At 42.2% G+C, this 23187-nt stretch carries 22 protein-coding genes; 13 read left to right on the top strand and 9 right to left on the bottom strand.

Annotated elements, in window-relative coordinates:
* Window positions 1-29 precede the first annotated feature (29 nt).
* From ACMXI2_RS17545 to ACMXI2_RS17535, 3 genes are read left to right on the top strand one after another with little or no spacing between them, the layout of a single operon-like run.
* A complete protein-coding gene (locus ACMXI2_RS17545; protein WP_483777384.1) occupies window positions 30-992 on the top strand; it encodes a hypothetical protein in 963 nt (320 codons plus the stop codon).
* Window positions 985-5499 (top strand): DUF6443 domain-containing protein, encoded by a 4515-nt coding sequence (locus ACMXI2_RS17540; RefSeq protein ID WP_483777383.1) that lies wholly within the window; start codon window positions 985-987, stop codon window positions 5497-5499. Before ACMXI2_RS17545 ends, ACMXI2_RS17540 begins: the two co-directional genes overlap by 8 nt.
* A 2-nt stretch (window positions 5500-5501) precedes the next feature.
* Window positions 5502-5918 (top strand): hypothetical protein, encoded by a 417-nt coding sequence (locus tag ACMXI2_RS17535; protein WP_483777382.1) that lies wholly within the window; start codon window positions 5502-5504, stop codon window positions 5916-5918.
* Between the two features lie 47 nt (window positions 5919-5965).
* On the opposite strand, the gene ACMXI2_RS17530 is transcribed toward ACMXI2_RS17535, so the two are convergent.
* Window positions 5966-6310, bottom strand: a complete 345-nt coding sequence (locus ACMXI2_RS17530) for a helix-turn-helix domain-containing protein (protein WP_483777381.1) — start codon at window positions 6308-6310, stop codon at window positions 5966-5968.
* Window positions 6311-6455: 145 nt separating this feature from the next.
* Here ACMXI2_RS17530 and ACMXI2_RS17525 point away from each other — a divergent pair, with 145 nt between their 5' ends.
* Window positions 6456-6713 (top strand): hypothetical protein, encoded by a 258-nt coding sequence (locus ACMXI2_RS17525; protein ID WP_483777380.1) that lies wholly within the window; start codon window positions 6456-6458, stop codon window positions 6711-6713.
* A gap of 131 nt (window positions 6714-6844) precedes the next feature.
* Here the strand turns inward: ACMXI2_RS17525 and ACMXI2_RS17520 are convergent, their stop codons facing one another.
* The 4 genes from ACMXI2_RS17520 to istA are packed head-to-tail and all read right to left on the bottom strand — an operon-like array spanning window position 6845 to window position 10339.
* Window positions 6845-7660: an IS3 family transposase gene (locus tag ACMXI2_RS17520; protein WP_483782389.1), complete on the bottom strand. Its 816-nt coding sequence runs from the start codon at window positions 7658-7660 to the stop codon at window positions 6845-6847.
* 23 nt (window positions 7661-7683) lie between these two features.
* Window positions 7684-7971: a transposase gene (locus tag ACMXI2_RS17515; protein WP_111580750.1), complete on the bottom strand. Its 288-nt coding sequence runs from the start codon at window positions 7969-7971 to the stop codon at window positions 7684-7686.
* Window positions 7972-8003: 32 nt separating this feature from the next.
* Complete coding sequence (gene istB, locus ACMXI2_RS17510; RefSeq protein ID WP_483777379.1) at window positions 8004-8759, bottom strand: IS21-like element helper ATPase IstB; 756 nt, start codon at window positions 8757-8759, stop codon at window positions 8004-8006.
* A 32-nt stretch (window positions 8760-8791) separates the two neighbouring features.
* Window positions 8792-10339, bottom strand: coding sequence for an IS21 family transposase (gene istA, locus ACMXI2_RS17505; protein ID WP_483777378.1), 1548 nt, complete (start codon window positions 10337-10339; stop codon window positions 8792-8794).
* A 275-nt stretch (window positions 10340-10614) separates the two neighbouring features.
* Between istA and ACMXI2_RS17500 the strand changes: the two genes are divergently transcribed.
* The 7 genes from ACMXI2_RS17500 to ACMXI2_RS17470 all read left to right on the top strand — a co-directional run bounded on the left by ACMXI2_RS17500 (window position 10615) and on the right by ACMXI2_RS17470 (window position 17162).
* A complete protein-coding gene (locus ACMXI2_RS17500; protein WP_483777377.1) occupies window positions 10615-12012 on the top strand; it encodes a hypothetical protein in 1398 nt (465 codons plus the stop codon).
* A 51-nt stretch (window positions 12013-12063) separates the two neighbouring features.
* On the top strand, window positions 12064-13032 hold the full coding sequence (locus ACMXI2_RS17495; RefSeq protein ID WP_483777376.1) for a tyrosine-type recombinase/integrase: 969 nt from the start codon (window positions 12064-12066) through the stop codon (window positions 13030-13032).
* Window positions 13022-13948, top strand: a complete 927-nt coding sequence (locus ACMXI2_RS17490) for a tyrosine-type recombinase/integrase (RefSeq protein ID WP_483777375.1) — start codon at window positions 13022-13024, stop codon at window positions 13946-13948. Before ACMXI2_RS17495 ends, ACMXI2_RS17490 begins: the two co-directional genes overlap by 11 nt.
* 33 nt (window positions 13949-13981) lie before the next feature.
* Window positions 13982-14527 carry an ORF6N domain-containing protein gene (locus ACMXI2_RS17485; RefSeq protein ID WP_211327025.1) on the top strand — a complete coding sequence of 182 codons (546 nt, stop codon included), beginning with the start codon at window positions 13982-13984 and terminating at the stop codon, window positions 14525-14527.
* A 749-nt stretch (window positions 14528-15276) separates the two neighbouring features.
* Window positions 15277-15684 carry a hypothetical protein gene (locus ACMXI2_RS17480; RefSeq protein ID WP_483777374.1) on the top strand — a complete coding sequence of 136 codons (408 nt, stop codon included), beginning with the start codon at window positions 15277-15279 and terminating at the stop codon, window positions 15682-15684.
* 97 nt (window positions 15685-15781) lie between these two features.
* Entirely contained in the window at window positions 15782-16777 is a 996-nt protein-coding gene (locus ACMXI2_RS17475; RefSeq protein ID WP_483777373.1) for an RHS repeat domain-containing protein, read from the top strand.
* Between the two features lie 4 nt (window positions 16778-16781).
* Window positions 16782-17162, top strand: coding sequence for a hypothetical protein (locus tag ACMXI2_RS17470; protein WP_483777372.1), 381 nt, complete (start codon window positions 16782-16784; stop codon window positions 17160-17162).
* 83 nt (window positions 17163-17245) lie between these two features.
* On the opposite strand, the gene ACMXI2_RS17465 is transcribed toward ACMXI2_RS17470, so the two are convergent.
* The 4 genes from ACMXI2_RS17465 to ACMXI2_RS17450 form a co-directional block, all read right to left on the bottom strand.
* Window positions 17246-17587 carry a helix-turn-helix domain-containing protein gene (locus ACMXI2_RS17465; protein WP_483777371.1) on the bottom strand — a complete coding sequence of 114 codons (342 nt, stop codon included), beginning with the start codon at window positions 17585-17587 and terminating at the stop codon, window positions 17246-17248.
* Window positions 17588-18139: 552 nt separating this feature from the next.
* Window positions 18140-18418 (bottom strand): transposase, encoded by a 279-nt coding sequence (locus tag ACMXI2_RS17460; RefSeq protein ID WP_483777370.1) that lies wholly within the window; start codon window positions 18416-18418, stop codon window positions 18140-18142.
* Complete coding sequence (locus tag ACMXI2_RS17455; protein WP_483782404.1) at window positions 18360-18662, bottom strand: transposase; 303 nt, start codon at window positions 18660-18662, stop codon at window positions 18360-18362. The genes ACMXI2_RS17460 and ACMXI2_RS17455 overlap by 59 nt, the downstream gene beginning before the upstream one ends.
* A gap of 198 nt (window positions 18663-18860) precedes the next feature.
* Window positions 18861-19568 carry a sensor histidine kinase gene (locus tag ACMXI2_RS17450; protein ID WP_483777369.1) on the bottom strand — a complete coding sequence of 236 codons (708 nt, stop codon included), beginning with the start codon at window positions 19566-19568 and terminating at the stop codon, window positions 18861-18863.
* A gap of 896 nt (window positions 19569-20464) precedes the next feature.
* On the opposite strand from ACMXI2_RS17450, the gene ACMXI2_RS17445 reads away from it, so the two are divergent.
* Together ACMXI2_RS17445 and ACMXI2_RS17440 are read left to right on the top strand one after the other, a co-directional pair.
* Window positions 20465-21097 (top strand): LuxR C-terminal-related transcriptional regulator, encoded by a 633-nt coding sequence (locus ACMXI2_RS17445; RefSeq protein ID WP_483777368.1) that lies wholly within the window; start codon window positions 20465-20467, stop codon window positions 21095-21097.
* A gap of 30 nt (window positions 21098-21127) precedes the next feature.
* Window positions 21128-23098 (top strand): sensor histidine kinase, encoded by a 1971-nt coding sequence (locus ACMXI2_RS17440; RefSeq protein ID WP_483777367.1) that lies wholly within the window; start codon window positions 21128-21130, stop codon window positions 23096-23098.
* Window positions 23099-23187: the final 89 nt, after the last annotated feature.

The following is a 23187-nucleotide window of genomic DNA, read 5'->3' as shown; positions in this document are numbered from 1 at the left end:
TCTATGAAACAGTTAAAAAAAATACGGTCTTGTTTGTTTGTTTATTCTCGCCTGTAAAACTACAGTGCTGGCCCAGGAGGTTACAGGTGCTTTTTTGGGTTAAAGGATATACCACTAAATTTTACCCGGTCACATTTGCAGATGGTGCCTGGAATAGTAATGTTGCTACTGAGCTGGAAATAGGTCGTTCAAATGTACATAATGACAACTGGTGGAGGGGGTCTATCGTAGCACGGTTTAGATACCATGTAACAGCCTGGGGGAACGGATCCAATTTTATTGACGCCGATATCAGACAGTACAGCAACATATCTGCATTAAGCAGGATGATAGCCGGTTGGAGAGACGGTACAATAGCTAATTCAAGTGGCAGGATCATCATCTGGATGCGGAGCAATACAAGTTATAATTACCGATCCAACTATGCTGTTTCACCTGTAATCTATGACGGGGAGCAACAGCCGCTACTTTATCAGGAGGTTGGTGGCCCGGCCCATAACTTTAAAACAGCTGTAGATAGTTCTGTGAATGTTTATGGGTCCACCTACAATAGTTCGGCCTACTTTATTGGTAGTGGGAATAATTATATAGCCTGCAAGTTAGCTATAGGAACATATAATCCAGGTAGTTATAAGCTTGCAGTGGAAGGTATTATCGGAGCCCGGAGAGTGAAGGTAACACAGGGAAGCTGGGCCGATTTTGTGTTTCATCCGGATTACCAATTGCCTTTATTACAGGAAGTAGAGTGTTTTATTAAGGTCAATAAACATTTACCAGAGATGCCTTCGGAGAAGGATGTGAAGAAAGAAGGACTGGATATAGGAGAAATGAATAAGAAACTCTTACAGAAGATAGAGGAGCTAACATTGTATATTATTGAGATGAAGAAAGAGAGTACTGCACAAAGACATGAAGATAAAAAATTAGCTGCTTACCTGAAATCTCATTTGCAATGCTCATTAATAAACTTGTTGAATAAATATCATGTATAGATTTTATCTCTTTATAGTACTGCTGTGTTTTGCAGTAAAACTGCAGGCGCAGAAACCGGATGCTAGTGGAAGACCATTGGCCACGTCTGTTGCCCCGCCGGGAGCTTATACCAATACTACAGTTAATTATGTCCGTACCTGGGAGCCTGCGCTTCCCACATCGGACACCGCCTATGTGGCTTCTCCCAGTCGACCAGTGTCGGAGGTCCGCCTGGTCACTCAATATTTTGATGGACTTGGACGTCCGCTGCAAACCGTGTCAAAAGGCATGAGTGTTTCGGGCAAAGACGTGGTGGCTCCAGTTGTGTATGATGCTTTCGGACGGGAGCAGTTTAAATACCTCCCTTACGTGCAACAAAGTGGTAATACCAGCGATGGTAAGTTCAAAACAGATCCTTTTAATGGGCAGAAAGCTTTCTACCAGAATGCTACCCTTGCTCCCGGTGCGATAGGAGAAAGTATATATTACAATCGTATTGACTATGAAGCATCTCCTCTAAACCGGGTAATGAAAACCTATGCCCCAGGTAACAGCTGGGCCAAGAACGATGCGGCTACTGTGGAGAGAGGTGGTAATAGGCCCATGCAAAATCAGTATTTAGTCAATACTGTTTCAGATTCTGTAAGAATCTGGGATACGGCTTCAGGCGGGATTATTCCTACTAGTTTAGGAGGGCGCGTATATGGTGCCGGTCAGCTGTATAAGCAGTTTTCCCTGGATGAAGCAGAAAACCAAATGGTGGAATATAAGGATAAGGAAGGCAGGGTAGTATTAAGGAAAATTCAATTGGCGGCTGTCCCAGGTGCTGCTCACATGGGTTGGTTGTGTACTTATTACGTATATGATGACCTGGGCAACCTGCGTTTTGTAATTCCTCCGAAAGCAGTGGAGGCTGTCATCAGCAATTGGACCATTAGTGCTGCTATTGCAACAGAGCTTTGTTTTATCTATCGATATGATGGCCGTGGCCGCATGATCATTAGGAAAGTACCTGGTGCTGACTCCACTGAAATGGTGTATGATATCAGGGACAGGATCGCATTTTCCAGGGATGGTAATATGAAAGGTAACAATTGGCTCGTTACCTTCTATGATAATTTGAACCGGCCTATTATGACGGCACTCTATAATGACGTCAGCACAAGGGAGGCGCTTCAGATTTTAATGAATACAGCCACTAGCAACACACAGTCTATTCCGTATACTTTCCCTGGTACTGCGGACTTAGTGCTGGCATCCTATGATGTGACTACTCAGCTGTACCAGGCGACCAACAGCATTACGCTGACTGATGGATTCGATACAGGTACGGGCGCATCGGTAACAGCTGAAATCAATACCGGTGTCACGCAGGACGCTACTATTATCACGGCTACTAACCCGCTGCCCAACATCCCCGTTAATAAGTTAACACCGCTGACTTATACCTATTATGATAATTATGGGTTTGCAGGCGACAGGAGTTATGATACCCGCGATATTACCAAGCCCCAGGCAGGTAGTAATCTATATGCAGAGGCCTTGCCTGCCAGTTCGAGTAGCAAGATTAAAGGACTTGTAACGGGAACAAAAGTAAAAGTACTCGGAACTGATCAATGGCTTACTACCACCAATTATTACAATGATAAAGGCCGCCTGATCCAAGTGCTGTCTGATAATGTCAGCGGAGGATATGATGTAGTCAATAGTTTATATGACTTTAACGGTAAGCTGTTAAGCACCTACCAGCGACATCGCAATCAACGCAGTGGCACCATCCCCGAGGTAACGGTGCGTACTATTATGAATTATGACGCAGGAGGCCGTCTGGTAAGTGTTAAAAAGATGTTGAATGATGTTTCGGCCCAAGAAAAAACTTTAGCGGTAAATGAGTATGATGAGTTGGGGCAGTTAAAGAAAAAGCGTTTGGGTGTTACAGTGAGCAGTCAGCTGGAAACCTTGAATTATGAATATAATATCCGTGGTTGGCTAAAAGCCATCAATAAAGATTTTGTGGCCACTGCCAGTGGTTCTGCCAATTGGTTTGGACAGGCACTCAGCTATGACTATGGATTTACTTCGGCACAATTTAACGGCAACATTGCCGGTACTACCTGGAAAAGCCGTAGTGATACGATCGCCCGAGCCTACGGATTTAACTATGATAGGGCCAGTCGTCTTTTGTCTGCTGACTTTAATCAGGTAAACGCCGGCAGTACAGGTTGGACAAAAAGCCTGAAAGACTTTTCAGTAACCGGGCTTTCCTATGATGCCGGTGGCAATATTCAGTCAATGAACCAAAAGGGCATGAATGGTCTGACCATACAAACCCTGGACAGCCTGAAGTATGGTTATAATGCCGGTAGTAATAAATTATCTTTTGTTACAGACCGGAAAAATAACGCTCAGAGTCAGCTGGGAGATTTCAGGGAGATTTTGAATAATGAAACAGCAGATTATTCTTACGATGCCAACGGGAATCTGACAAAAGATGCCAATAAGAATATTAGTGTTATACGGTATAATCATCTGAACCTACCAGATAGCATCGTTATTACTGGCAAAGGGCTTATTAAATATCAATATGACGCCACTGGTAATAAGGTGAAGAAAATTGTTACGGACAACACGGTTACTCCGGCTAAAATCACTACTACAGATTATATAGGCGGTTTTGTATATCAGAATGACACCCTACAGTTTTTAAGCCACGAGGAAGGACGTGTCCGGGCTATATTGGCAACAGGGCAGCCAGTACGTTATATGTACGACTATTTTGTAAAGGACCACCTGGGCAATATACGCATGGTGCTCACGGAGCAAACAGATTTTACCATGTATGCAGCCACTATGGAAGCGCCGGCAGCCGCTACAGAAACAGCACTGTTTAGTAATGTTGACAATACACGTGCAGATAAACCTGCCGGTTATCCTGTGGATGAAAGCGCCGGACAGAATGCCTCTGTTGCAAAGTTAACCGCTACAGGTACTGGCAAGAAAATAGGCCCCTCCATTGTGTTACGTGTAATGGCAGGAGATACGATACAAATTGGTGCAAAAGCATTTTATAAATCAGCCGGGCCGCAAAATAAAAAAGCACCTTTAGTCCCTGCTGAAAGCATGCTGAAGGACCTGATAGCAGCATTTAATGGAGGTCAGCCTGCGGAGGGGGCTCATGACATATCCTTAACGGACCAGACGGCACCATTTAATAATAACTTTTATAATAGTGATTACCAGCGTCTGAAAGAAAAGGACCCCGACCAGCTAAATCCTGATAGACCTAAAGCGTATCTTAATTTTGTTTTGTTCGATGATCAGTTTAAATTAGTGGATGAGAATAGTGGAGTTAAACAGGTAAGAGCAGAACCGGATCAGTTACAGACATTGGCCCAGGATAAAATGGTGATAGAGAAAAGTGGTTTTTTATATGTGTATACGAGTAACGAAAGTCCTCAGGATGTGTTCTTTGATGATGTAGTGGTAACGCAGGCATCCGGGCCATTGCTGGAGGAGACACATTACTATCCGTTTGGGCTCACCATGAGTGGGATCAGTTCAAATGCGCTCAAAGGAAGTAATTATCCGGAGAATCGTAAGAAGTATAATGGAAAGGAGCTACAATCCAAAGAGTTCGGAGATGGATCAGGGTTAGAGTGGTACGACTATGGAGCAAGGATGTATGATGCGCAAATTGGAAGATGGCATGTTGTAGATGCGATGTCCGATGAATTTTATGATTATACTCCATATAACTATACAGGTAATAATCCTATTAGTCGTATTGATCCTGATGGAAATTATTTCTTTGGTCTTTTTGGATCAACAAGTGCGCAACGAAAGGCAGCTCGATCTTTTGCAGAGGAAACCGGAGGCGAAGTAAGAGATATAACAAAAAAATCTGTACATGTAAATTATACATCAACATCTGTCGGGACAGCCGCAGATGGATCTCCTATTGTTGATGCGGTTAACTCAAATTTATATTTTAGAAAGAGTGGTCGTATTGAAACTGGAAGTGCTGTTGGGAACCAGGCAGTAGATGAGATTTACAATGGACTAGAGAGTGGCCAACTAATATATGGCATGGATGGCGAACTAACTAAATCAAGAGCTAGTGGTAGAGCTGAATATGTTCCTGTTGAATCGCTTTTAGTTCCTTTACCTCCTTTGCTGGCTGCTTTTCAGTCGTTGAGAGCAGCAAGAGTAGCTACTACAGCGGTTGAAGCTGGAGCATATACAGTAGAGCATGTAGCCGATTTTTATGTTCGTGGAAGTGTTACAGTTACAAAAGGAACATATCAAAGGACAATTCAGACGCTTGCAGGGCTGGACGATGGAAATAGTTTATTCAAGCTTTTACAAACTTTTGAAGCAGAGGCTGTAAGCAAAGGTGCCAAACAAATAGTTATTAAAGGAATAGAAATTGAAAATACTAAGTTGATTAATGCTGGAATTGCAAATCGGCTAGGTTATAAGTTTGTGCAAACAAGTAGCAATAGTATAAAACTTACTAAATCTTTATAGAGATGATTAGCGTATCAGTAGTAGAGGCTAAGTATAGAAGGAGCAATGTGGCTGGTGAGAAAACTTTTTTATGGAAGGATGCCGATCAGGAGAAGCGGTTGTTTTTTTTAAGTAAAGATTTTTTCTCTGAAAAAGAGGGCGCAATTTTATGTTATAAAGAATCTACTGATTATAGTTGGGTCATAACTAATATGAGGTTAATTATCATGCAGTATAACAAAATTGATCACTATGATCTATCTCTAATAAATAAGGTTGGTTTAGGAGAGGTTGAAACTAATTATCAGGCTAAAAAGAATAATAACTATTTACCTGTAACAATAGGAGATCATATTATCAAATTACAAGTTGAACCTGCTGTATGGTTCGTTATATATGATATATTGAAATTTATTTTAAATAAGAAGAGAAAGGCATAGTCATAAAACATAAATAGCCGCAGGCAACGCCTGCGGCTATTTATGTTTTATGCTTTTAGTTTTTTAGCGGTAGTAGTGAGTTGTGCTTCTTTAAGAAAGGCATCTACCACGCGCAGAATGGTATTACGGTCATCTTCTGAAATCTTATCCAGCAGCTCCAGGCGATAGAGCATTTTTTTATCCTTCACTAAAAAGGTCGTGTTACCCACCAGATAATCCAGGCTTACGTCAAGTGCGTCCGCAATTTTTGCGGCAACTTCTACAGATGGCGTAATCTCATTACGCTCATAACGGCCAATGATAGCACCAGAGGTACCTACAGCCTTACCGAGTTCGTCCCGGTTAAGATCCTTCTCTTTACGCAGTTGTACTATTTTATTACCTAAATCCATACCTAATAAGTGATGAAAATGCCTGATTGATCGGCGTTTTAGTAAAATTAGTTTATTGATAGGTGAAAAACAACAATGAAAAGTTTGTTTTTAATTTACCTATCAATTATCTTTGTCACCAATAGGTGAAGAAAAAATATTTTTTATGGCTAAGATCAATATTGACAATCAGGAAGCCATTACTTACCAAACGGAGGAACTGGGGTTTACTATCCTGGGAGGTATCCGGTTGGATGGTTTAGACCGGATGCGGGTCACGTTGAAGGTGGAAGTATTAAACCGTAAGTTCCAGCACTATCTTGATCATCCTGATATTGCAAATCTTGCCATCTGGATATTACGGTTAAAGTGTACCAGTATTTCACCGCAAAGTGTACCACATTTAAAGACTCGTGGTAGCTGATGTAATTTAGTTGTTTTTCTATAATGGTCCCCAATGTCAGGACCGATAATTTGTAGATCTAAGCTTTTTCAAGTGCTAACAAAATGGATGCGCCTGCGCATCTGTTTTGTTAGCACAAGCCCCGTCAGGGGCTAGGCAGCAATCTTTCTGTAAAGATCCGCTGGTGTTTTGTATCCCAGTGATTGATGGAAGCGCTCTGTATTATAAAACTCAAAGTACTGTTGCAATCCTTGATACAAACTTACTCCGTCTTCGTATACGTTCAAATAAATATTTTCATACTTCACGCTTTTCCATAACCTCTCAACAAAAATATTGTCAATCGCTCTTCCCTTTCCATCCATACTGATCTGTATTTCATGCTTTTTCAGGATGCTGGTAAATATTTCACTGGTGAACTGGCTCCCTTGATCAGTATTGAATATTTCAGGTTTACCACTTGTCGCTATCGCTTCTTCAACTACGCTTTTACACCAGTCTGCAGTCATCGTATTGCTGACACTCCAATTTACTACGTACCGGGTATGCAAATCAATTACCGCACAAAGGTACATGAAGCCTTTACGCATGGGCACATAAGTAATGTCCGTTGCCCATACCTGATTGGCCCTCGTAATCGCTAACCCTTTAAGTAAATAGGGGTATACCTTATGTGATGTATTCGGATCACTCGTACCAGGTCTTTTATATAACGTCTCCCAGCCCATTAGCTTCATTAAGCGGCCAAGCCGCTTGCGGTTGACGAAGTATCCCAGGCCACGCAACCAGATCTTTAACTTCCGTTCCCCGAAAAATGGAGTCTTATAGTACTGCTCATCAAGCAAGCGCATTATTGTCAGATTCTCCTCCGTTTCTGCAAGCGGCTGGTAGTATAATCCACTACGATGCAAGCTCAATAGCCGACATTGCTGACGAATACTTATTGATGGATTTGAAGATTCAATCATTTTTCTACGGGAGACTAGTGACTTCACCGCAACTTTTTTTTCAAAAAATCATTCTCCACCTTCAATTGACCGATTTGGGCATATAGTTTCTCCATTTGTGCCTCCTGGTCTTCGCTATTGCTGGTGGGAGCGTCAGAGTCAAATGCTCCAGCCAATTTCGCGGCAGCTTCCCGTTTCCACGTGTTTATTTGTGTTGGGTGTAGCTCATACTTCTTCGCCAGCTCCTCAATTGTGCTGCGCTCCTTCAGGGCTTCTAATACAACTTTTGCTTTGAAGTCCCCGGTAAATTTACGTCTGCTCTTTTTAGTCATTACTTTGGCAATTTAAGATGATTTTTTCTATCTTAAATACCGGACCTTTTTTCGGGGACCATTATATTCTTCTTTCTTAAGGATTCACCTTTCAGTTCCACTTTATGGGCGTTTGCTGTCAGCCTGTCACAGATTGCATCAGCCAGTGTAGGTTCATTGATATATTCATACCACTTATTGACAGGTAATTGAGAGGTAATAATGGTCGCGCCTTTAGCGAAGCGATCTTCCAGGATTTGGAGTAGGGTTAATTTCATATCATTACTCAATGGCATCAACCCAAAGTCATCGATTATTAACAATGGTGTTTTAGCAATCATATTTAGCCACCGTATGTAAGTTCCATCAAGCCTTGCAGCCGCCAGTGCTTCAACGAACCTGTTCATCGAGTAATACAAAGTTCTATGGCCAAGTAGACAAGCATTCCTTCCCATAGCGCAGGCCAGATAACTTTTACCACATCCGGTCGCCCCTGTGATCAATAGATTTTCTGATTTTTCAATGAACATGCCATCAGATAACGTGATCAGCACTTCTTTGGTTATTCCCCTTGCCGGGGTGCAATTAATTTCTTCAGGTGTTGCATTGTAACGGAGTTTGGCAAGCCGTAGGTAAAGTTGGGTTCTCTGATGTACCCGGTAACCAGCTTCCGCTTCTGCCAGCGAAGCGATCAACATATGTGGTTCTGGTTGTTGATGCACGGGCTGCATTAAAATGGCTGCATACCTTTTTGCCATACCTGATAGTTTGAGTTCCTGTAATTGATCTAGTGTGCTTTGCTGATTCATGTGGTGATTATTTAGTTAATTATTGAAGATATTTATTGATAGGTTCCTGCCCCACGGAGGTTTTCATGGTCCGGAAGCTTGAACAGATCCGGAGGTTCTGTGATATCTAACTGATCCAGGTTGTTGATCAGGATATTTTGCAAGGTTCTGTAATTAAAAGTGATGCCGTTCAAAGCACGGCTGCAAGCTGCTTGTAACCTTATCGGTCCATATTCATGGTTTAACCGCAGGATGCCCCGACAGGCGTTATAGGTTTGTTCTGTATAGGCCTTGCTTTTTAATACCTCATCCACGTAAGACTGGACTGAGGGGCCGATGGCTATTGCCTGTTTTAAAAAGTACGAGGGCGTCCATCCTTGTTGCTGTGCATAGTTCTGATGGCCAGCTGGCATATGTATTCCTGTTGTCGTGAACCCATGTTTCTTATAACTCCGGATGTGCATGGCAATGCGCTGATGCTGATAATAGATCTCTACCACATCAGTGTCGTAAACGGCACTCACTTTCTTTCCAATGAACTGATATGGAACGCTGTAATGATGATAGTTCTCCCCCAGGGTAATATGATAGTTCTTCTGGACCTTAGCCAGCACCCGGTGCTTTATTACAAAGACATCTGTTGGTAGCTGCTGCAGCAAATCTTTTTCCTGGCTGGCGTATAATTGAACCCGGCTGTGATCTTTTAACTGGAATAGCTTCTGGTTATGGATCTCCAACTGCACTGCAATGGCGGTATTCATCTCATTGATATGGAAGAATGTTTGATCTCTTAGGGGTGCATAGATGCGCTGGTAGGCAATCTTTACAAGGTTCTCTACCGCCGCTTTGTCTTTGGGCTTCACGGGCCTGGTTGCCAACAACGTGATGTTGTAATGAAGTGCCCATTGTTGCAAGGCCTCACTAAAAAGGGGTTCATATCGGGATGGCTTGGTGACCACCTGTTTCATGTTATCTGTTTTCAGGCTTAACGGAACCCCATCATAATATTGAAGACAGGCATTCAAAGCTTTGATTACCTGGGGAATGGTTGCATTAGGCAATGCCATAGCAAATGAATAATTACTAAACGGTAGCACAGCTACCAGGACTGGGCAATCAACAATCTCACCGGTAGATTTATCAATATAGCTCATTTTGTCTCCGGCAAAATCAACCATCACCATCTCTCCGGGTTTATGCACCAGGTGCATAGTAGCCTGCGAGATCTTACTGGATTCTTTCAGCAGAATACAAAATTGGGTATACCGATAATGGGATGCAAATTCCTTACTGTATTCTTCCCACAGCAATAAGCGGGTAACTCCCGTGCGCTTAAGTTCCGCTTGAAAATAAGGTATCTGTTTATTGAACTCCAGCCTTCGAACATTATCGTCAAAGTCAGCTGGTCCCTCTACCGGGTAAACAATTTTGGCCAACTCCGCATCCGGCAACTGTCGAAGAGATTCAAAGGCAGTGGTGGCATTCTTAAGCCTGATACTATATAGGGTTACAGCCTGTCGGGATAATTTTAATTGAGCAGTGATAGACCTTAAAGAGTATCCCTTCTCAATCAACTGCATGAGCGCACGAATATGTTGCATTTGAATCACTTTATTGGCCATGCTTTTATTACAAAGAAAGGCCGTGAAAAAATGCTATCAACAAGTCTTTGAGAAGTGGTACACTTTGCGCCGTAATGTCAGTTTATTCCCTAGTCGAGTGGTACACTTTGCACTGAAATACCATAATTAGAACAGTTAAAACTGGTACACTTTGCACTGAAATCGCTGGTAAACTTTGGACTGAAACGAGTGGTACACTATAGGCCGTAATATCCAGCATCCGCCAAAATCTTGATTTATATAATCATCACCAGGTGGAAAAGCTGTCCAGGTTGATAGCTGATAGGCTGGAAGTCGGCAGCAGTCCTGTAGTACAGGCGCTAGGCGAAATCACCGACCAACTGGAAAGTTACCGTTTACAACAGATAGAAGCCCGCAAGCAGGAGCAGGTAAAATCGCTGAAAGTGCTTACAGCAGCAGAGCAGCAGCAGGCTATGGAGTTTTTACAACAGCCTGACTTACTGGAACGCACAGGCGAAATGATCGGCAGCAGTGGCATGGTAGGAGAAGAACTAAACCGCCTGATCATGTACCTGATCTTCACCAGCCGTAAGACCAGCCGCCCGCTACATGTGATCAGCTTCGGCAGCAGTGGTACCGGTAAAAGCCACCTGCAGGAAAAGATCGGTGACCTGATGCCTGATGAAGATAAGATCGAGATCACCGCTTTAACAGAGAACGCATTTTATTATTTTGATAAAGGTGAGTTAGGCCATAAGCTAATACTGATAGAAGACCTGGACGGTATATGGTCAGCCCTGTATCCCTTGCGGGAACTGCAAAGTAAGCAGCGTATCAGCAAAACCGTTACCATCAAGGACCGCAACGGCAATACTAAAACCATCCATTTAAAAGTACATGGTCCTGTTAGTATTGCGGGTTGTACTACACATGAGAGCTTGTATGAAGATAATGCTAACCGCTGCTTCCTGTTATACCTGGATGAAAGCATAGAGCAGGATGATCGCATTATGGACTATCAGCGCAAACTAAGTGCGGGTAAGGTAAACAGCGCTGCGGAACAACAGTCCCGCCAGTTGTTACAGAACGTACAACGTATATTAAAACCTGTTACCGTCCGTAATCCTTATGCAGAGCTGTTAAAGATACCGAAGGAGGTTTTTAAACAGCGCCGCACCAATGCGCATTACCTTGCCTTTATAGAAGTGATCACCTTTTATAAGCAATACCATCGGGAGTTACAGACAGACCAGCTAACAGGTGAATGTTATATTGAAACAACCATAGATGATATAAGGCAGGCCAATGAGCTGATGAAAGGTATACTGTTGCGTAAAAGCGATGAGCTGAGCGGTGCTACCCGTCAATATTTTGAGCAGCTTAAAAAGTACCTGGAAAGCAGTGGTGAAAAGACTTTTACCAATAGCGGCATCCGCACCATGATGCGTATCCCACTAAGTACGGTAAAGCGGCATCATGCAGCCCTGCTACAAGTGGGATATATACGGCAGGTGGAAAGCCGCTACACAAAGGCGTATCATTATGAAGTATTGAGCTATGAAGAATACCAGCAATTACAGCAACGTATCATTACCGTACTGGATGAAGTGACGGAAGGGCTCAATGGTTCAGTAACAGCCCATCAGATAAGTGAGCCGGATAAACGAAAGAGAAAGAAGCAGTTGGCCTAACGGCTCACGTTATACGGATAATACATACCGCACACAAAAACTTATTGTATCATGAAACAGCTTGACTTAAAAAGTGAGGCCTACCGTTATATTGTCCAAAGTTACGGGCAGTGGTTAGGAACGCTGGGCTATAATGAACAAACCGTTTATCAGTTACCTAACCATATACAGGAGCTGCTTTACTACGCGGAGAGTAAAGGCTATGCAGGTTTACATCAGCTAGATATACACCTGTTCAAAGATCATTATTATAAGCTGAAAGGCCGGCCTAATCAGCGTCGTGGTGGCGGGTTAAGTAATAGCTATCTGAACAAACATTTACAGGCATTACAGAAGTTCAGCGATTATCTACGTCAGAGCGGCAGGCTGCTGCTTCCCAGGTTGGATATACGTACTGAAAGCGGTGAAGGTATTATCACCGATGTATTAACACAGGAAGAAATCAGGCTGCTTTTTGAAACTACTTACCAGCCCTATGAATCCCGTAAACATGATAAAGGCGCCCAGTTTTATGAAACGATGCAGAAGCGTGACCGGGCAATGCTGGCAGTGTTCTACGGTTGCGGGTTAAGAAGGAATGAAGGTTATCATCTTGATACCGGTGATATCCAGTTCCATAGCTCCCTGCTGCATGTTCGTAAGGGGAAAGGTTACCGTGAACGTTTTGTTCCGGTTACAAAGCAGGGTATTAAATACCTGGAACAATACCTGTATGATGCCCGTCCTTACTTTATAACAGGGAAACAGGATGCCCTTTTTGTTACTTATAGCGGCAGGCGGCTAGGAGGTCAGGCGTTGTTGGTACGGTTGAAATTACTGATCGCTTTATCTGGTAACCTGGAACTACAGCTAAAAGAGGTACACCTGCATACATTGCGGCATAGCATTGCTACGCACTTGCTGCAAAATGGCATGACGCTGGAACGTATCAAAGACTTTTTAGGCCATACCAGCCTTGAAAGTACACAGATATACACCCACTTTTTAGAACAGCAAAATCCCCATATACATGCTATCTGATTATAGTAAGTTCCGGGAATACCTGGTTATAAAGCGTTACAGTACTGCTACCATTGAAACGGTCATACGAGCAGTTAATTACCTGCGCCAGTGGGCAGATAAGGAGAATATACCGGAGCTGGAAGATATAAGCTATAGTGATATGCTGGACTTTATGAAATGGAGCAGTAGGGGTGGCGCATCACAGAGAACTGTATCCGGGTATCTAACGCATGTACGTAAGTATTATGAGTGGCTGATCAGTGAGGGCATGGTCAAAGAAAACCCAGTTAGTAGTATTAAGGTACAGGGTATTAAGCGCCGTGCATATTATGATATTTTAAACGCTGCACAGTTGGAAGAACTTTATCAGCATTACACTACAAATATCACTCATGAACCCGGAAAGATGCTACCACCACAGGAAATGAATATTTTATCCAGGAGGCGCAACCGGGTGATATTAAGTCTGTTGGTGTATCAGGGCTTGCGTGTAGAGGAAGTGGCAGCGCTAAAAACATCTGACTTACAGTTGCGGGAAGGCAAGATCATGATACATGCTAAACGAAGAACTGCGGCCAGGAATATGACGTTAGAGAGCTTCCAGGTGTATGAGATAATGGACTACCTGCATGAAGTGAGAAAACAGCTTTTACCAGAAGGCGTAATCACGGATCAACTTTTTGTACAACGGGATGGTGGTCATAATTTTTATGGTGTTACTCAAACGCTGTTAAAGCAGTTACGGCAGATCAATAGCAGGATAAAGAACCTTGATCAGATAAGGACCAGTGTTATCACACAGTGGCTGAAACAGCATGATCTTAGGAAGGTGCAGCATCTGGCAGGGCATAAATATGTAAGTTCTACGGAAGCATATAAACAGAATGTACTGGAAGGGCTACAGGAAGCTGTAAACAGGTTCCATCCGTTGTAAGTAAATCTATTTTAAACATAAAAGTTACCAGTAATGAGTAAAACAGACAAGGAGGTAATGTTACCGGACGAATCTATTATGAGCAAAATACTGCTTATCAGAGGCAAAAGGGTGATGGTTGATAAAGATCTTGCGGAGTTGTATAGTGTTCCTACAAAGCGGCTGAATGAGCAGGTAAAACGTAATCTTAAACGCTTCCCGGAGGACTTTATGTTCCAGTTGACCACAGAGGAAAAGGAGGAGGTGGTCGCAAAATGCGACCACCTTAAAAGCCTGAAGTTCTCCGCAAACCTGCCGTATGTCTTTACAGAGCATGGCGCTGTAATGCTGGCCAGTGTGTTGAACAGCGATAGAGCCATCGCCGTAAATATCCAAATCGTCCGCATCTTTACCCGGATGCGGGAAATGATACTAACGCATAAGGATATATTATTAAAACTTGAACAGATGGAAAAGCGTGTATCCGGTCATGATGAGCAGATAGAGCTTGTTTTTGAATATCTGAAACAGTTGTTAAGCTCTCCACAGGAACCACGGGTAAGGATAGGGTTTACACGGCATGATGAGGCCGTAGAATAGGCAACAGTGGATGTTCTAGCGGGATAATATAATTATACGCATGAGTATAAAGCCTTGGCAGGTAAAAAGGTCTCACTGCGGGCTTAGTCGGCAAAAAGGCGCGCCAGTCCTGCGCTTGCCCCTTCCGCTGCGCTACAGGGGCCGCGCTCCGTCCTGTCACGCTTTTTGCGCTCCCTCACCCTCCGTTCGGCCAGCTCCCGGTCTGGCTAAGGAGGTGTTTAAATCGAGGTTGCCTTTATGCCCGCCATCCCTTCGCTGTCCATTTTGTCCGCCCCCCGCCGTCCCCCCTGGCCTTCCATTTTTGATTTTGCCGTCCGCTGGCGCTCCCGGCGAGATAAAGGACGAAGGCGCGGCCTGCTGGGGCTCGCCCTCGCTGGGCCCTTCCGCTGCGCTCCAGGGCCTGCGCTCTGGCTACCGCCCCAGCGGCCAGGGGGGAATGGCGGTGCGGGGCGGCAGACCGTCTGTTGGGGCGACAGGATATAGCCATCAGCGTTATACCGCTGGCCCGGCGACCGGAGAATAAGCTGCGCGAACATCAGCGATAGTACCTTGATCAACTGTTGTACTATCTTGCTGCGTCCGTGAGAACAGATGATGTGGGCAGCGACAGAATATAGGCTGGACGATAGTTCCCTGATCAACCTGAGAATATAAGATCAGCGGCAGTAACACATCATCTATTCTCCCGGACGTTCGTTTTATCCCTTGTAGGAGATTGTTTTTTATTCTTCATTTTTAAAATATAGTTTATGGAAAACAAAACACAGCTACAGCGTGGCGAGGAAAGCTACGCCCTGCAAGTACCGGAACAGGTACGTTTATTATGCGAACTGCTGGACGTTGATCTGTCAAGAATCTTGCAGGTTTTTATCAATGATCTGGGCCATGACCTGTACGGCGGCAACGGAAGCAACGAGCGATGGATGGCGATTGATTATTTTATGAACTGCGGTTATGGACTGCATCTTTTTGAAAACGAAGAACTGCACCAGATGTTCTATGAACTGGAGCAGCTGCGTAACCGTTGGTGCAACGGCAGCCAGGAGGCTGAAAAGAAATACGCCGCTTACCGCGACAAGTTCCTGTCGTGCTGGTTCAATACCTGGCTTAAAAAACGAAGCCCGGGTACAATGACCCAGGCCCTTGAGTTGCTTTAAGTAGCGGTACTAAATAAAGCAGTGGCAAAATAAATAAAATCCGGGCATCACTGTCCGGATTTTATTTATTTTAGGGGCAGGTCTTTGAAAAAAATGTGTGGCCAACGGGGAAGTGATCAGGAAAAGTGTATCAGGACCGGTGCTGGAGGAGACACATTATTATCCATTTGGGCTCACCATGAGTGGAATATCATCTAATGCGCTAAAAGGAAGTAACTATCCAGAAAACAAGAAAAAGTATAATGGGATCGAGTTTACAGAGGATCTGGATATATATGATGCACAATTTAGAAACCTTGATCCACAGATAGGCAGGTGGAATCAGATAGACCCGAAGATCGAGAATATGGAGGCATGGTCGCCGTATGCTTCTAACTATGATAACCCGATCAGGTATAATGACTTTTTAGGAGATGAGCCCGCAGAAGGTGGGCCTGGGCTTTTGGAGAGGTTGGGGAATGCTGTTGTGCAAACTGGACAGCAAATAGTATCAGCTGCAGCGGGCGCCACGAATGCTTATGTGTCTAATAATTTAGGTGGAGCGGGAAGAATAGGAGTGGAATCGACAGGGCTTGTCGGGAAAAATGCCATAGCCTATCAAATTGGAGCAAAGTTAGGAGATGCTGGTTCTATTGTAACCGGTACTGCGGAAAATGTAGCAGCAGCAGGTGGTGAGGTACTGAGTTTTGGAGGAGCAACAGCTGTAGCCGTTCCTGTTGCAATACATGGAGTGTCGGCAATAGGTTTTGGTGCAACAAACATTTTTAGTCCAATTAAATATATTGAAGGAGGGAATAGCCCTGGTGAGAATGCCTCTACAAGTCCATCAGTTAAAGAGCAAGCCACAAATGTTAAAGATAGTCAGAATGGCGGCAAGAATTCGGTAACAATAAAAACGCCAACTCTTCAAATCAGGTATGATCTTGCAGGTAAAGAACATGCGGGTGTACCAACACCACATATGCAGACTTACAGAAAGAACATCGTTGATAATATTGTAAAAAGCATTTCAAGGGTATCTAAAAATGCTGATCCTATGAGTAAAGCAGATGTTCGTTTAGTGCGAAAGTTTTTAGAAAATTTGAAAAAGTAATACTATGTTAGATTTGACAGAATCCCCCCTTTTCGAAAGCTTATTGATTTTTGAAACTAGCAATGGGATTATTGATTTACACAATGACTATGATTGCCGTAGTATATTATATGATTCTGACAGTCAAAGTTTGAGATGTTTTTTTGAAGGAGCGAAGAATTTAATTCTGGAATTTAAAGATGTTATAGTAGCAAAATTAAATTTGCTACTTCAATTGACGTCGGATAGTAGTACACTTAATAATTTTTACAGAGGGCGTTTTGAGATTAATAATACATTATATGAATCCTCGGCAGATGGAAGGCGGTATTTTTATTTGGAGTTTGAAGCAGGTGATACTTTGGAATTATATGCTTATAAAGTATTTTTAATTGAAGAATTATAGAGGAGATATAATGTGTTATATGGATAATCCATATGGCTATCATAAAATATCAAGCCCGTGCAAAATTGTACGGGCTTGATACTTTATCGTGAATATGCTTTTTTAGTTTTGTTATATGTAATAGCCATATCAATAAAATAATAAATTTTTTCTTTTTCCTCATCAGGCAAGGCCTCAATATCTTCCATTCTTTTAAGGAGCTTTTTATCCAGTACCATGCTGGTAGAGCCGCCAATCAGGTAATCAACCGTAACGCCCAGTTCATCTGCAATTTTTTTAGCCATCTCAATAGAAGGCTTGATCTCCCCACGTTCATAGCGACCAATAATGGGCGCAGATGTTCCCACTCTTTTAGCCAGTTCGTCCTGGGAAATTTTAAGCTGTTTACGTTGCGTAGCAATGTATAATTGCATCTTCCAATCCATCAATATTTATAATGGACAAAGAAGAGTTTGAGAATTGGAGGACGCAATTTGCGTCCTCTAAAGAAGAATTTAAGGGACTTCGCTACGCACCCTTTTGCTTTAGTGGGCAAGGTGTGACCATACTTTCCTGTGTTTTGAACAGTTAGAGGGCCATAGCTGTAAATATTCAGATAATACGGATATTTCATCGGATGCGGGAGATGATTTCAGCTCACAAAGATATTTTATTGAAGCTGGAGCAACTTGAAAATAAAGTTAGTAACCATGGCGAAGATATAAGACTGATCTTCGATTACCTCAAACAGTTACTGAGTCCTATCTGGCCCCCGCGACATGATATGATTTAAGGTACATAAGGGTAGTGATTGATAAGGTATTAATTAAAAACATTATATAAATCTTTAAAGACAATGCGAAGAAAGTTCGATTTCTGTACCACAGGGATCACAGAAGTTTTAGAAAACCTGCGCTGTTCGCAGGTTTTGGGACTATATCACTAAGTGTGTAAACGTAAAAACCGGGGATCAAAATAATGATTAGATTCTCACTCTTTTATCGAAAAATAGTTAAAAACTGATTTAGGACCATGCCCCGGTTTCTAATGGGCATGATCCATTTTTTTGATACTTCTCGCAAAGCCAGGTATACAGATTTAAGGACAGCTTCGTCAGTAGGGAAGGATAGCCAGTTTTTGGTGTATTTTCTAATTTTGCCGTTCAGATTTTCGATGGGATTGGTCGTGTAGATGATCTGTCTGATCTCCATGTGGAGGTTAAAAAAGACAGTCAGGTCTTCCCGGTTTTCGCACCAGCTTTTGGATACCGTATGCATACTTTACACTCCATTTAACATCCAGGACGTCAAGAGCAGTCATGGCAGCTTGTCTGGTTGGAGCTGCATAAACATCTTTCATGTCCGAGGTAAACTCCTTTTTATCTTTCCAGACTGCATAGCGGCAGCTGTTACGTATCTGGTGTACGACACAAACCTGAGTGGCAGACTGTGGGAACACCGATTGGATGGTCTGAGTAAAACCATTAAGATTATCCGTGGTTGTTATTAGAATATCTTCCAGGCCAAGGGCCTTCGGGTGTTTGGGTTTTGATCGTAAGATTATTCCGTGAGTTCATCTAATAGTAAAGGCTCCATGAAATAAATGATTTCAGGTGTTCGATTCATGCCTTATGCTACTGACCATTTCTATTCCCGTACGTTTTTGCAATAAGATAAAGGGAGTCGGATATTATATGGATATACAGGGCTGAATACATGACTACGCCAGAAGCGGTATTGAATAGAAAAAAGTGGCTCCATGACCGTATGCAGATTCCGCCCATAATTTTCCTTCCATTTGCCAGATCATATCCTGGCAAATACTTAAAGCAATTCCGGCGCCTTGAAGGTAATGGCTGTCTAACAGCCTGGTATCCTGGATACTAAATAACCGTTCAAGCTGTTCTTCCCTAATCCCTATCCCCTGATCTGCAAAGGCAACTGTAATCTGATTGTCTTCAACACTGCATGATATATTTATGATTCCTCCCGGGGGGGAGTATCTGGTGGCATTACTTAAAATATTTCTATTAATAAATTGCAGCATTTCTTTATTTGCACGAACCAGTTGATGCTCTGGAATAGTATTAGAAATACTAATAGATTTACTCGCCTGATCATGAATATACAGCCCATTTGCGCTGTTGATCAGATCACGTAAGGGTAAGGATTGTGTTTGACAGGTATAACCGTTATTTTGGGATTTCATCCAGAAAACCAGTCCATCAAGCAGCTTAATACTTTTTGATGCCGTATGACGCATATGGTCAAAGATCATATACAATTCTTCTTCGGATAAGGGGTGATCTGCATATTTGATCATGTCTGCAGCCGAGAGAAGTGTAGCAAATGGTTGTCTGAGGTCATGTACTAATACTGAAACCAGCATTTTGCTGAAGCTATCTGAAGTATCTTGCTTTTTTCTCATCATTATGGGATAATGTGAACAATTGTCTTAACCTTATATTTTTACGTCTATTTGGTTTTACCCTCCTGAATTTAAAAGATGAGCCCTGATTTCCTGGTCACCAATAGTGTCGAGTAATTCTGTTATACCATAGTAGCTTATGGCCTGACCTATATTTATCTGAAGCAGGATATCTCCAGGCTCTATTCCTGCAATGTCTACATTCAGTCGGCTCGGGTGTGAAGCATGGGTAATACAAGTAGTTTCGGCATTTTTAATTATTAATCGCATTCTGAAAATTAAATTTTATGACTTTATTTATTCTGCTAATTGCTTGCTATTATAATTGTATCTTACTTATTGATTAGTGGTAAACATATATTTACACACACTGTAAAGATGAATGAGGGGTAATATCTCCATTATAGCATAGATACTGCTGGGTTACATTTACGACCTGTCACAATCAAATTGACCATTAGCTATTCAAGCTAATACAGATCTTATGCTTTGTCACAGCAATTTTCCACATAGCTCATACTCCTGACAGGAGTCCTGAAAGACTACAAATTTATCCACTTCTTTTTAAAACGGGGTATAAGACTAGACCTTAAGACAATAACATGCTATGAAAGTTAGAAAAATAGCAGTTTTTTGCTATTTTTACATGAGAAACAATAGCACCTTTGAACGGATTTTCTTTCGCATAAAAACCGGAACGAAAATTTGGATTATAGAAAGATATAAATGTCATAACGACATTTATTAGTTGCGGTGGCATTATGGGGTTTAAATTTATTACCGGACTAAAGTAATTTATATATAGCATTAATGAGTTATCGATATATACCTGCATTCATCTTCCCTATATCAAATCTCATTTTTTTGCTATATTCGGGTTTTTATAGAAGATACTTATGAAAAAAAAGGAGGCTATAGCAATCGTATTTGATGATCACCTTTTGTTTGCAGACTCTTTTTCGGCATTGATTGAACGGCTGGAAATTTTTCGTTCAGTACATACGCTCGGCGAGGAGCAGGAATTAACTAAATTCCTGATTAAACATTCCAGGACTCACATTTATCTATTCCTGGATTATTATTTGAAAAATCAAAATGGGCTCCCGCTTATCAATGTGGCCAGACGATTAAATAAACACGTTATTATTATTGTAGTAAGTTCTGTAGCCAGTCCAACAGCCATCACTAATATTCTCAGCTATAGTCCCCACGGGCTTATTAGTAAATCATCAGGATTTGATGCGATTCTTGAATGCCTGGCTACAGTAAGCCGTGGCGAACAATATATCTGCCCGGTGATAGCTGAAATTAACTCGAATTCAAATTTAAAAAGCATGACACCGTTTTCGGCGAGGGAAGTAGAGATTTTGCAACATTTTGCACATGGATTATCTATTGCTCAAACGGCAGAACGAACATACCTTAGTAAACATACCATTGTAGCGCATAGACGTAATATGATGACAAAAGTGAATGTCAATTCCATTACGGCATTGTTGTCATATGCGCGCAAACAGGAACTAATCTAAACAGACCGGTAAAATATTTATTCAATCCTTATGATGACAACCCAATCTTGTTTGTCTCGAAAGAATTTGTACTTCCTTATCGTTTTTTTTCTACTTCTGATCTGCCAGCGTCCAATTGCTGCTGGACAATCGGCAACCAAAGCAAAAGAGGATTTTGACAAATTGAACAAGGCATATTATGCTGGTAATATTTCAGATGACAAATACCTGGATCAGGCCTATTCGTTGACTCGAGCGTTTCTTGATGAAGGAATCGAATTCAGAACCCAGGAACTGGCAAACATCCTCAGCTTGTATAAGGAGATTGCCTGGAAGAAAAAAGAATACGGACACCCTCGTGTAAACTACTATCTGGCATTAGGCAATAATGCACTAATGTTTGGAGAAACTGGGGCTGCTATATATTATACAGAAAAAGAATCTAAGGAATTAGAGAAAAACGGTAGAATACGTCCTTTGCTTGAAGAGCAGAATAAAGTACATATTTTATTGGAACAGCAATTATATGATAAAGTTATCTCTCTTTATAAGGGTAAAGAAGAGTATATAAAACACTTGCCTGAGCTGTTGCGAAATAAAAAAACTGATAATGTTAACGGAATGCATGCAATAGACGTTTTAATGGGAGCCTTCGAGTCCTATATAAATATGCATGATACGGCAGCGGTTTACCAGACGGCACTGGTGGCCGACCAAATTAGTACTGAACTAAAGAGAAAATACCCTCTTAATGAAGAATTCATGCTTTACAACGACTATTTTATACTGCTAAGGCAGTATGATATTGCCCTCATTGAAGGAAGGCAAACCAAGGCAGGGGCGTTGCTTGATAGCATACAAACACTAAAAAATACCTATAAAGAACAGACGACAACCTTTATAGAAAGAACACTTCTTGAATTGAAAACGGATCGCTTCCTGGCCTTAAAAAAAACAGATAGTGCCCGCCTTTATATCAATAAACTTGCATCACTTCCAGTTTTTTTTAAAAGCCAGCAACCGGTAGTTGATGAATACAAAGCAAAACTTCAAGTTGCACAAGGAGATTTTCACGGAGGCTACACATGGCTAGCCAAATCTTTGGCAAATGAACGAAAGGCGAAGTCATTGTTGCTGACACAAATGGATAGTTTGCTATATGCCTACACTGACGCCGAAAACACGAAGATTGAGCTCCAGCATTCAGAAGCCATTAAAAAACAGCGAACATCCTGGCTGGTGATTATTTCATCCGCTGCAGCTTTCATTATACTGTCCATCTACCTGATCATGCTTTATCGAAGCAGGAAAGCCAAATCGCAGATTGAAGCGTTAAATAATGCTACCAATATGCAGATTATCTCCATGGAAGAGGCCAAACATGAGGCGGTGAGGGAAGAGCAGCGACGACTTGGGCAGGATCTTCACGATGGCCTTTCTTCGTCCATTGCCGCCATCAGGCATCAACTGGAAACGCTATCAATGGATACCGAAGATATTATCCTGAAAAATAAATTGAGTAGATTGCAGTTAGCGACAACCAACGCTTATGAGGCAGCCAGAAGAAAAAGCCATGAATGGTTCAGCGCTGCAGACGGGCAACAGGAGCTATCTTTTGAAAAGCAGGTCAGGCTGCTAACAGATCATGCGCTGCCCGACAGCCGCTACAATAAAACCATTCTAATCGACGATAATTCAATGGTTAACGTCGATACAGATACACGAATTGCATTACTCCGTATTGTCCAGGAGGCTATCACCAATATCATCAAACATGCCAGAGCTAAAAATGTAAGCATCCTGGTTTATGAAGAAGAGGATAGCCTGATATTGACGATCAGCGATGACGGGATTGGATTAGGTGGAAAGAAATCCGGCAGCAACAAATCAACTATAGGCCTGGATTCGATTCGCCGCAGGATTCAATATCTAAATGGTAAAATAACCATAAATTCAAACGCTGAAGGAACTGAGATAATTGTATCTATCCCGTTGGCATTATCCTATACCGGCGCTCATTAATGTTGCACTAGCAGACAAAATATTGCCAGTTGCACCTGTATGTTGCTTTACTATGTTTTGTAACCCTGTATTGGGTATTATGGCTATTA

The organism is Chitinophaga sp. G7 BAM 1005 (assembly GCF_057126945.1).
Note: the sequence above shows the minus strand (reverse complement) of the source record. Positions and strands in the feature narration are given on the sequence as shown.

What these genes read in the sequence shown, in the direction of transcription:
- ACMXI2_RS17540 (WP_483777383.1), top strand. Translation starts at nt 985, where the DNA reads ATGTATAGATTTTATCTCTTTATAGTACTGCTGTGTTTTGCAGTAAAA.
- ACMXI2_RS17535 (WP_483777382.1), top strand. Translation starts at nt 5,502, where the DNA reads ATGATTAGCGTATCAGTAGTAGAGGCTAAGTATAGAAGGAGCAATGTG.
- ACMXI2_RS17530 (WP_483777381.1), bottom strand. Translation starts at nt 6,310, where the DNA reads ATGGATTTAGGTAATAAAATAGTACAACTGCGTAAAGAGAAGGATCTT.
- ACMXI2_RS17525 (WP_483777380.1), top strand. Translation starts at nt 6,456, where the DNA reads ATGGCTAAGATCAATATTGACAATCAGGAAGCCATTACTTACCAAACG.
- ACMXI2_RS17520 (WP_483782389.1), bottom strand. Translation starts at nt 7,660, where the DNA reads ATGATTGAATCTTCAAATCCATCAATAAGTATTCGTCAGCAATGTCGG.
- ACMXI2_RS17515 (WP_111580750.1), bottom strand. Translation starts at nt 7,971, where the DNA reads ATGACTAAAAAGAGCAGACGTAAATTTACCGGGGACTTCAAAGCAAAA.
- istB (WP_483777379.1), bottom strand. Translation starts at nt 8,759, where the DNA reads ATGAATCAGCAAAGCACACTAGATCAATTACAGGAACTCAAACTATCA.
- istA (WP_483777378.1), bottom strand. Translation starts at nt 10,339, where the DNA reads ATGCAACATATTCGTGCGCTCATGCAGTTGATTGAGAAGGGATACTCT.
- ACMXI2_RS17495 (WP_483777376.1), top strand. Translation starts at nt 12,064, where the DNA reads ATGAAACAGCTTGACTTAAAAAGTGAGGCCTACCGTTATATTGTCCAA.
- ACMXI2_RS17490 (WP_483777375.1), top strand. Translation starts at nt 13,022, where the DNA reads ATGCTATCTGATTATAGTAAGTTCCGGGAATACCTGGTTATAAAGCGT.
- ACMXI2_RS17485 (WP_211327025.1), top strand. Translation starts at nt 13,982, where the DNA reads ATGAGTAAAACAGACAAGGAGGTAATGTTACCGGACGAATCTATTATG.
- ACMXI2_RS17480 (WP_483777374.1), top strand. Translation starts at nt 15,277, where the DNA reads ATGGAAAACAAAACACAGCTACAGCGTGGCGAGGAAAGCTACGCCCTG.
- ACMXI2_RS17470 (WP_483777372.1), top strand. Translation starts at nt 16,782, where the DNA reads ATGTTAGATTTGACAGAATCCCCCCTTTTCGAAAGCTTATTGATTTTT.
- ACMXI2_RS17465 (WP_483777371.1), bottom strand. Translation starts at nt 17,587, where the DNA reads ATGGATTGGAAGATGCAATTATACATTGCTACGCAACGTAAACAGCTT.
- ACMXI2_RS17460 (WP_483777370.1), bottom strand. Translation starts at nt 18,418, where the DNA reads ATGCATACGGTATCCAAAAGCTGGTGCGAAAACCGGGAAGACCTGACT.
- ACMXI2_RS17450 (WP_483777369.1), bottom strand. Translation starts at nt 19,568, where the DNA reads ATGAGAAAAAAGCAAGATACTTCAGATAGCTTCAGCAAAATGCTGGTT.
- ACMXI2_RS17445 (WP_483777368.1), top strand. Translation starts at nt 20,465, where the DNA reads ATGAAAAAAAAGGAGGCTATAGCAATCGTATTTGATGATCACCTTTTG.
- ACMXI2_RS17440 (WP_483777367.1), top strand. Translation starts at nt 21,128, where the DNA reads ATGATGACAACCCAATCTTGTTTGTCTCGAAAGAATTTGTACTTCCTT.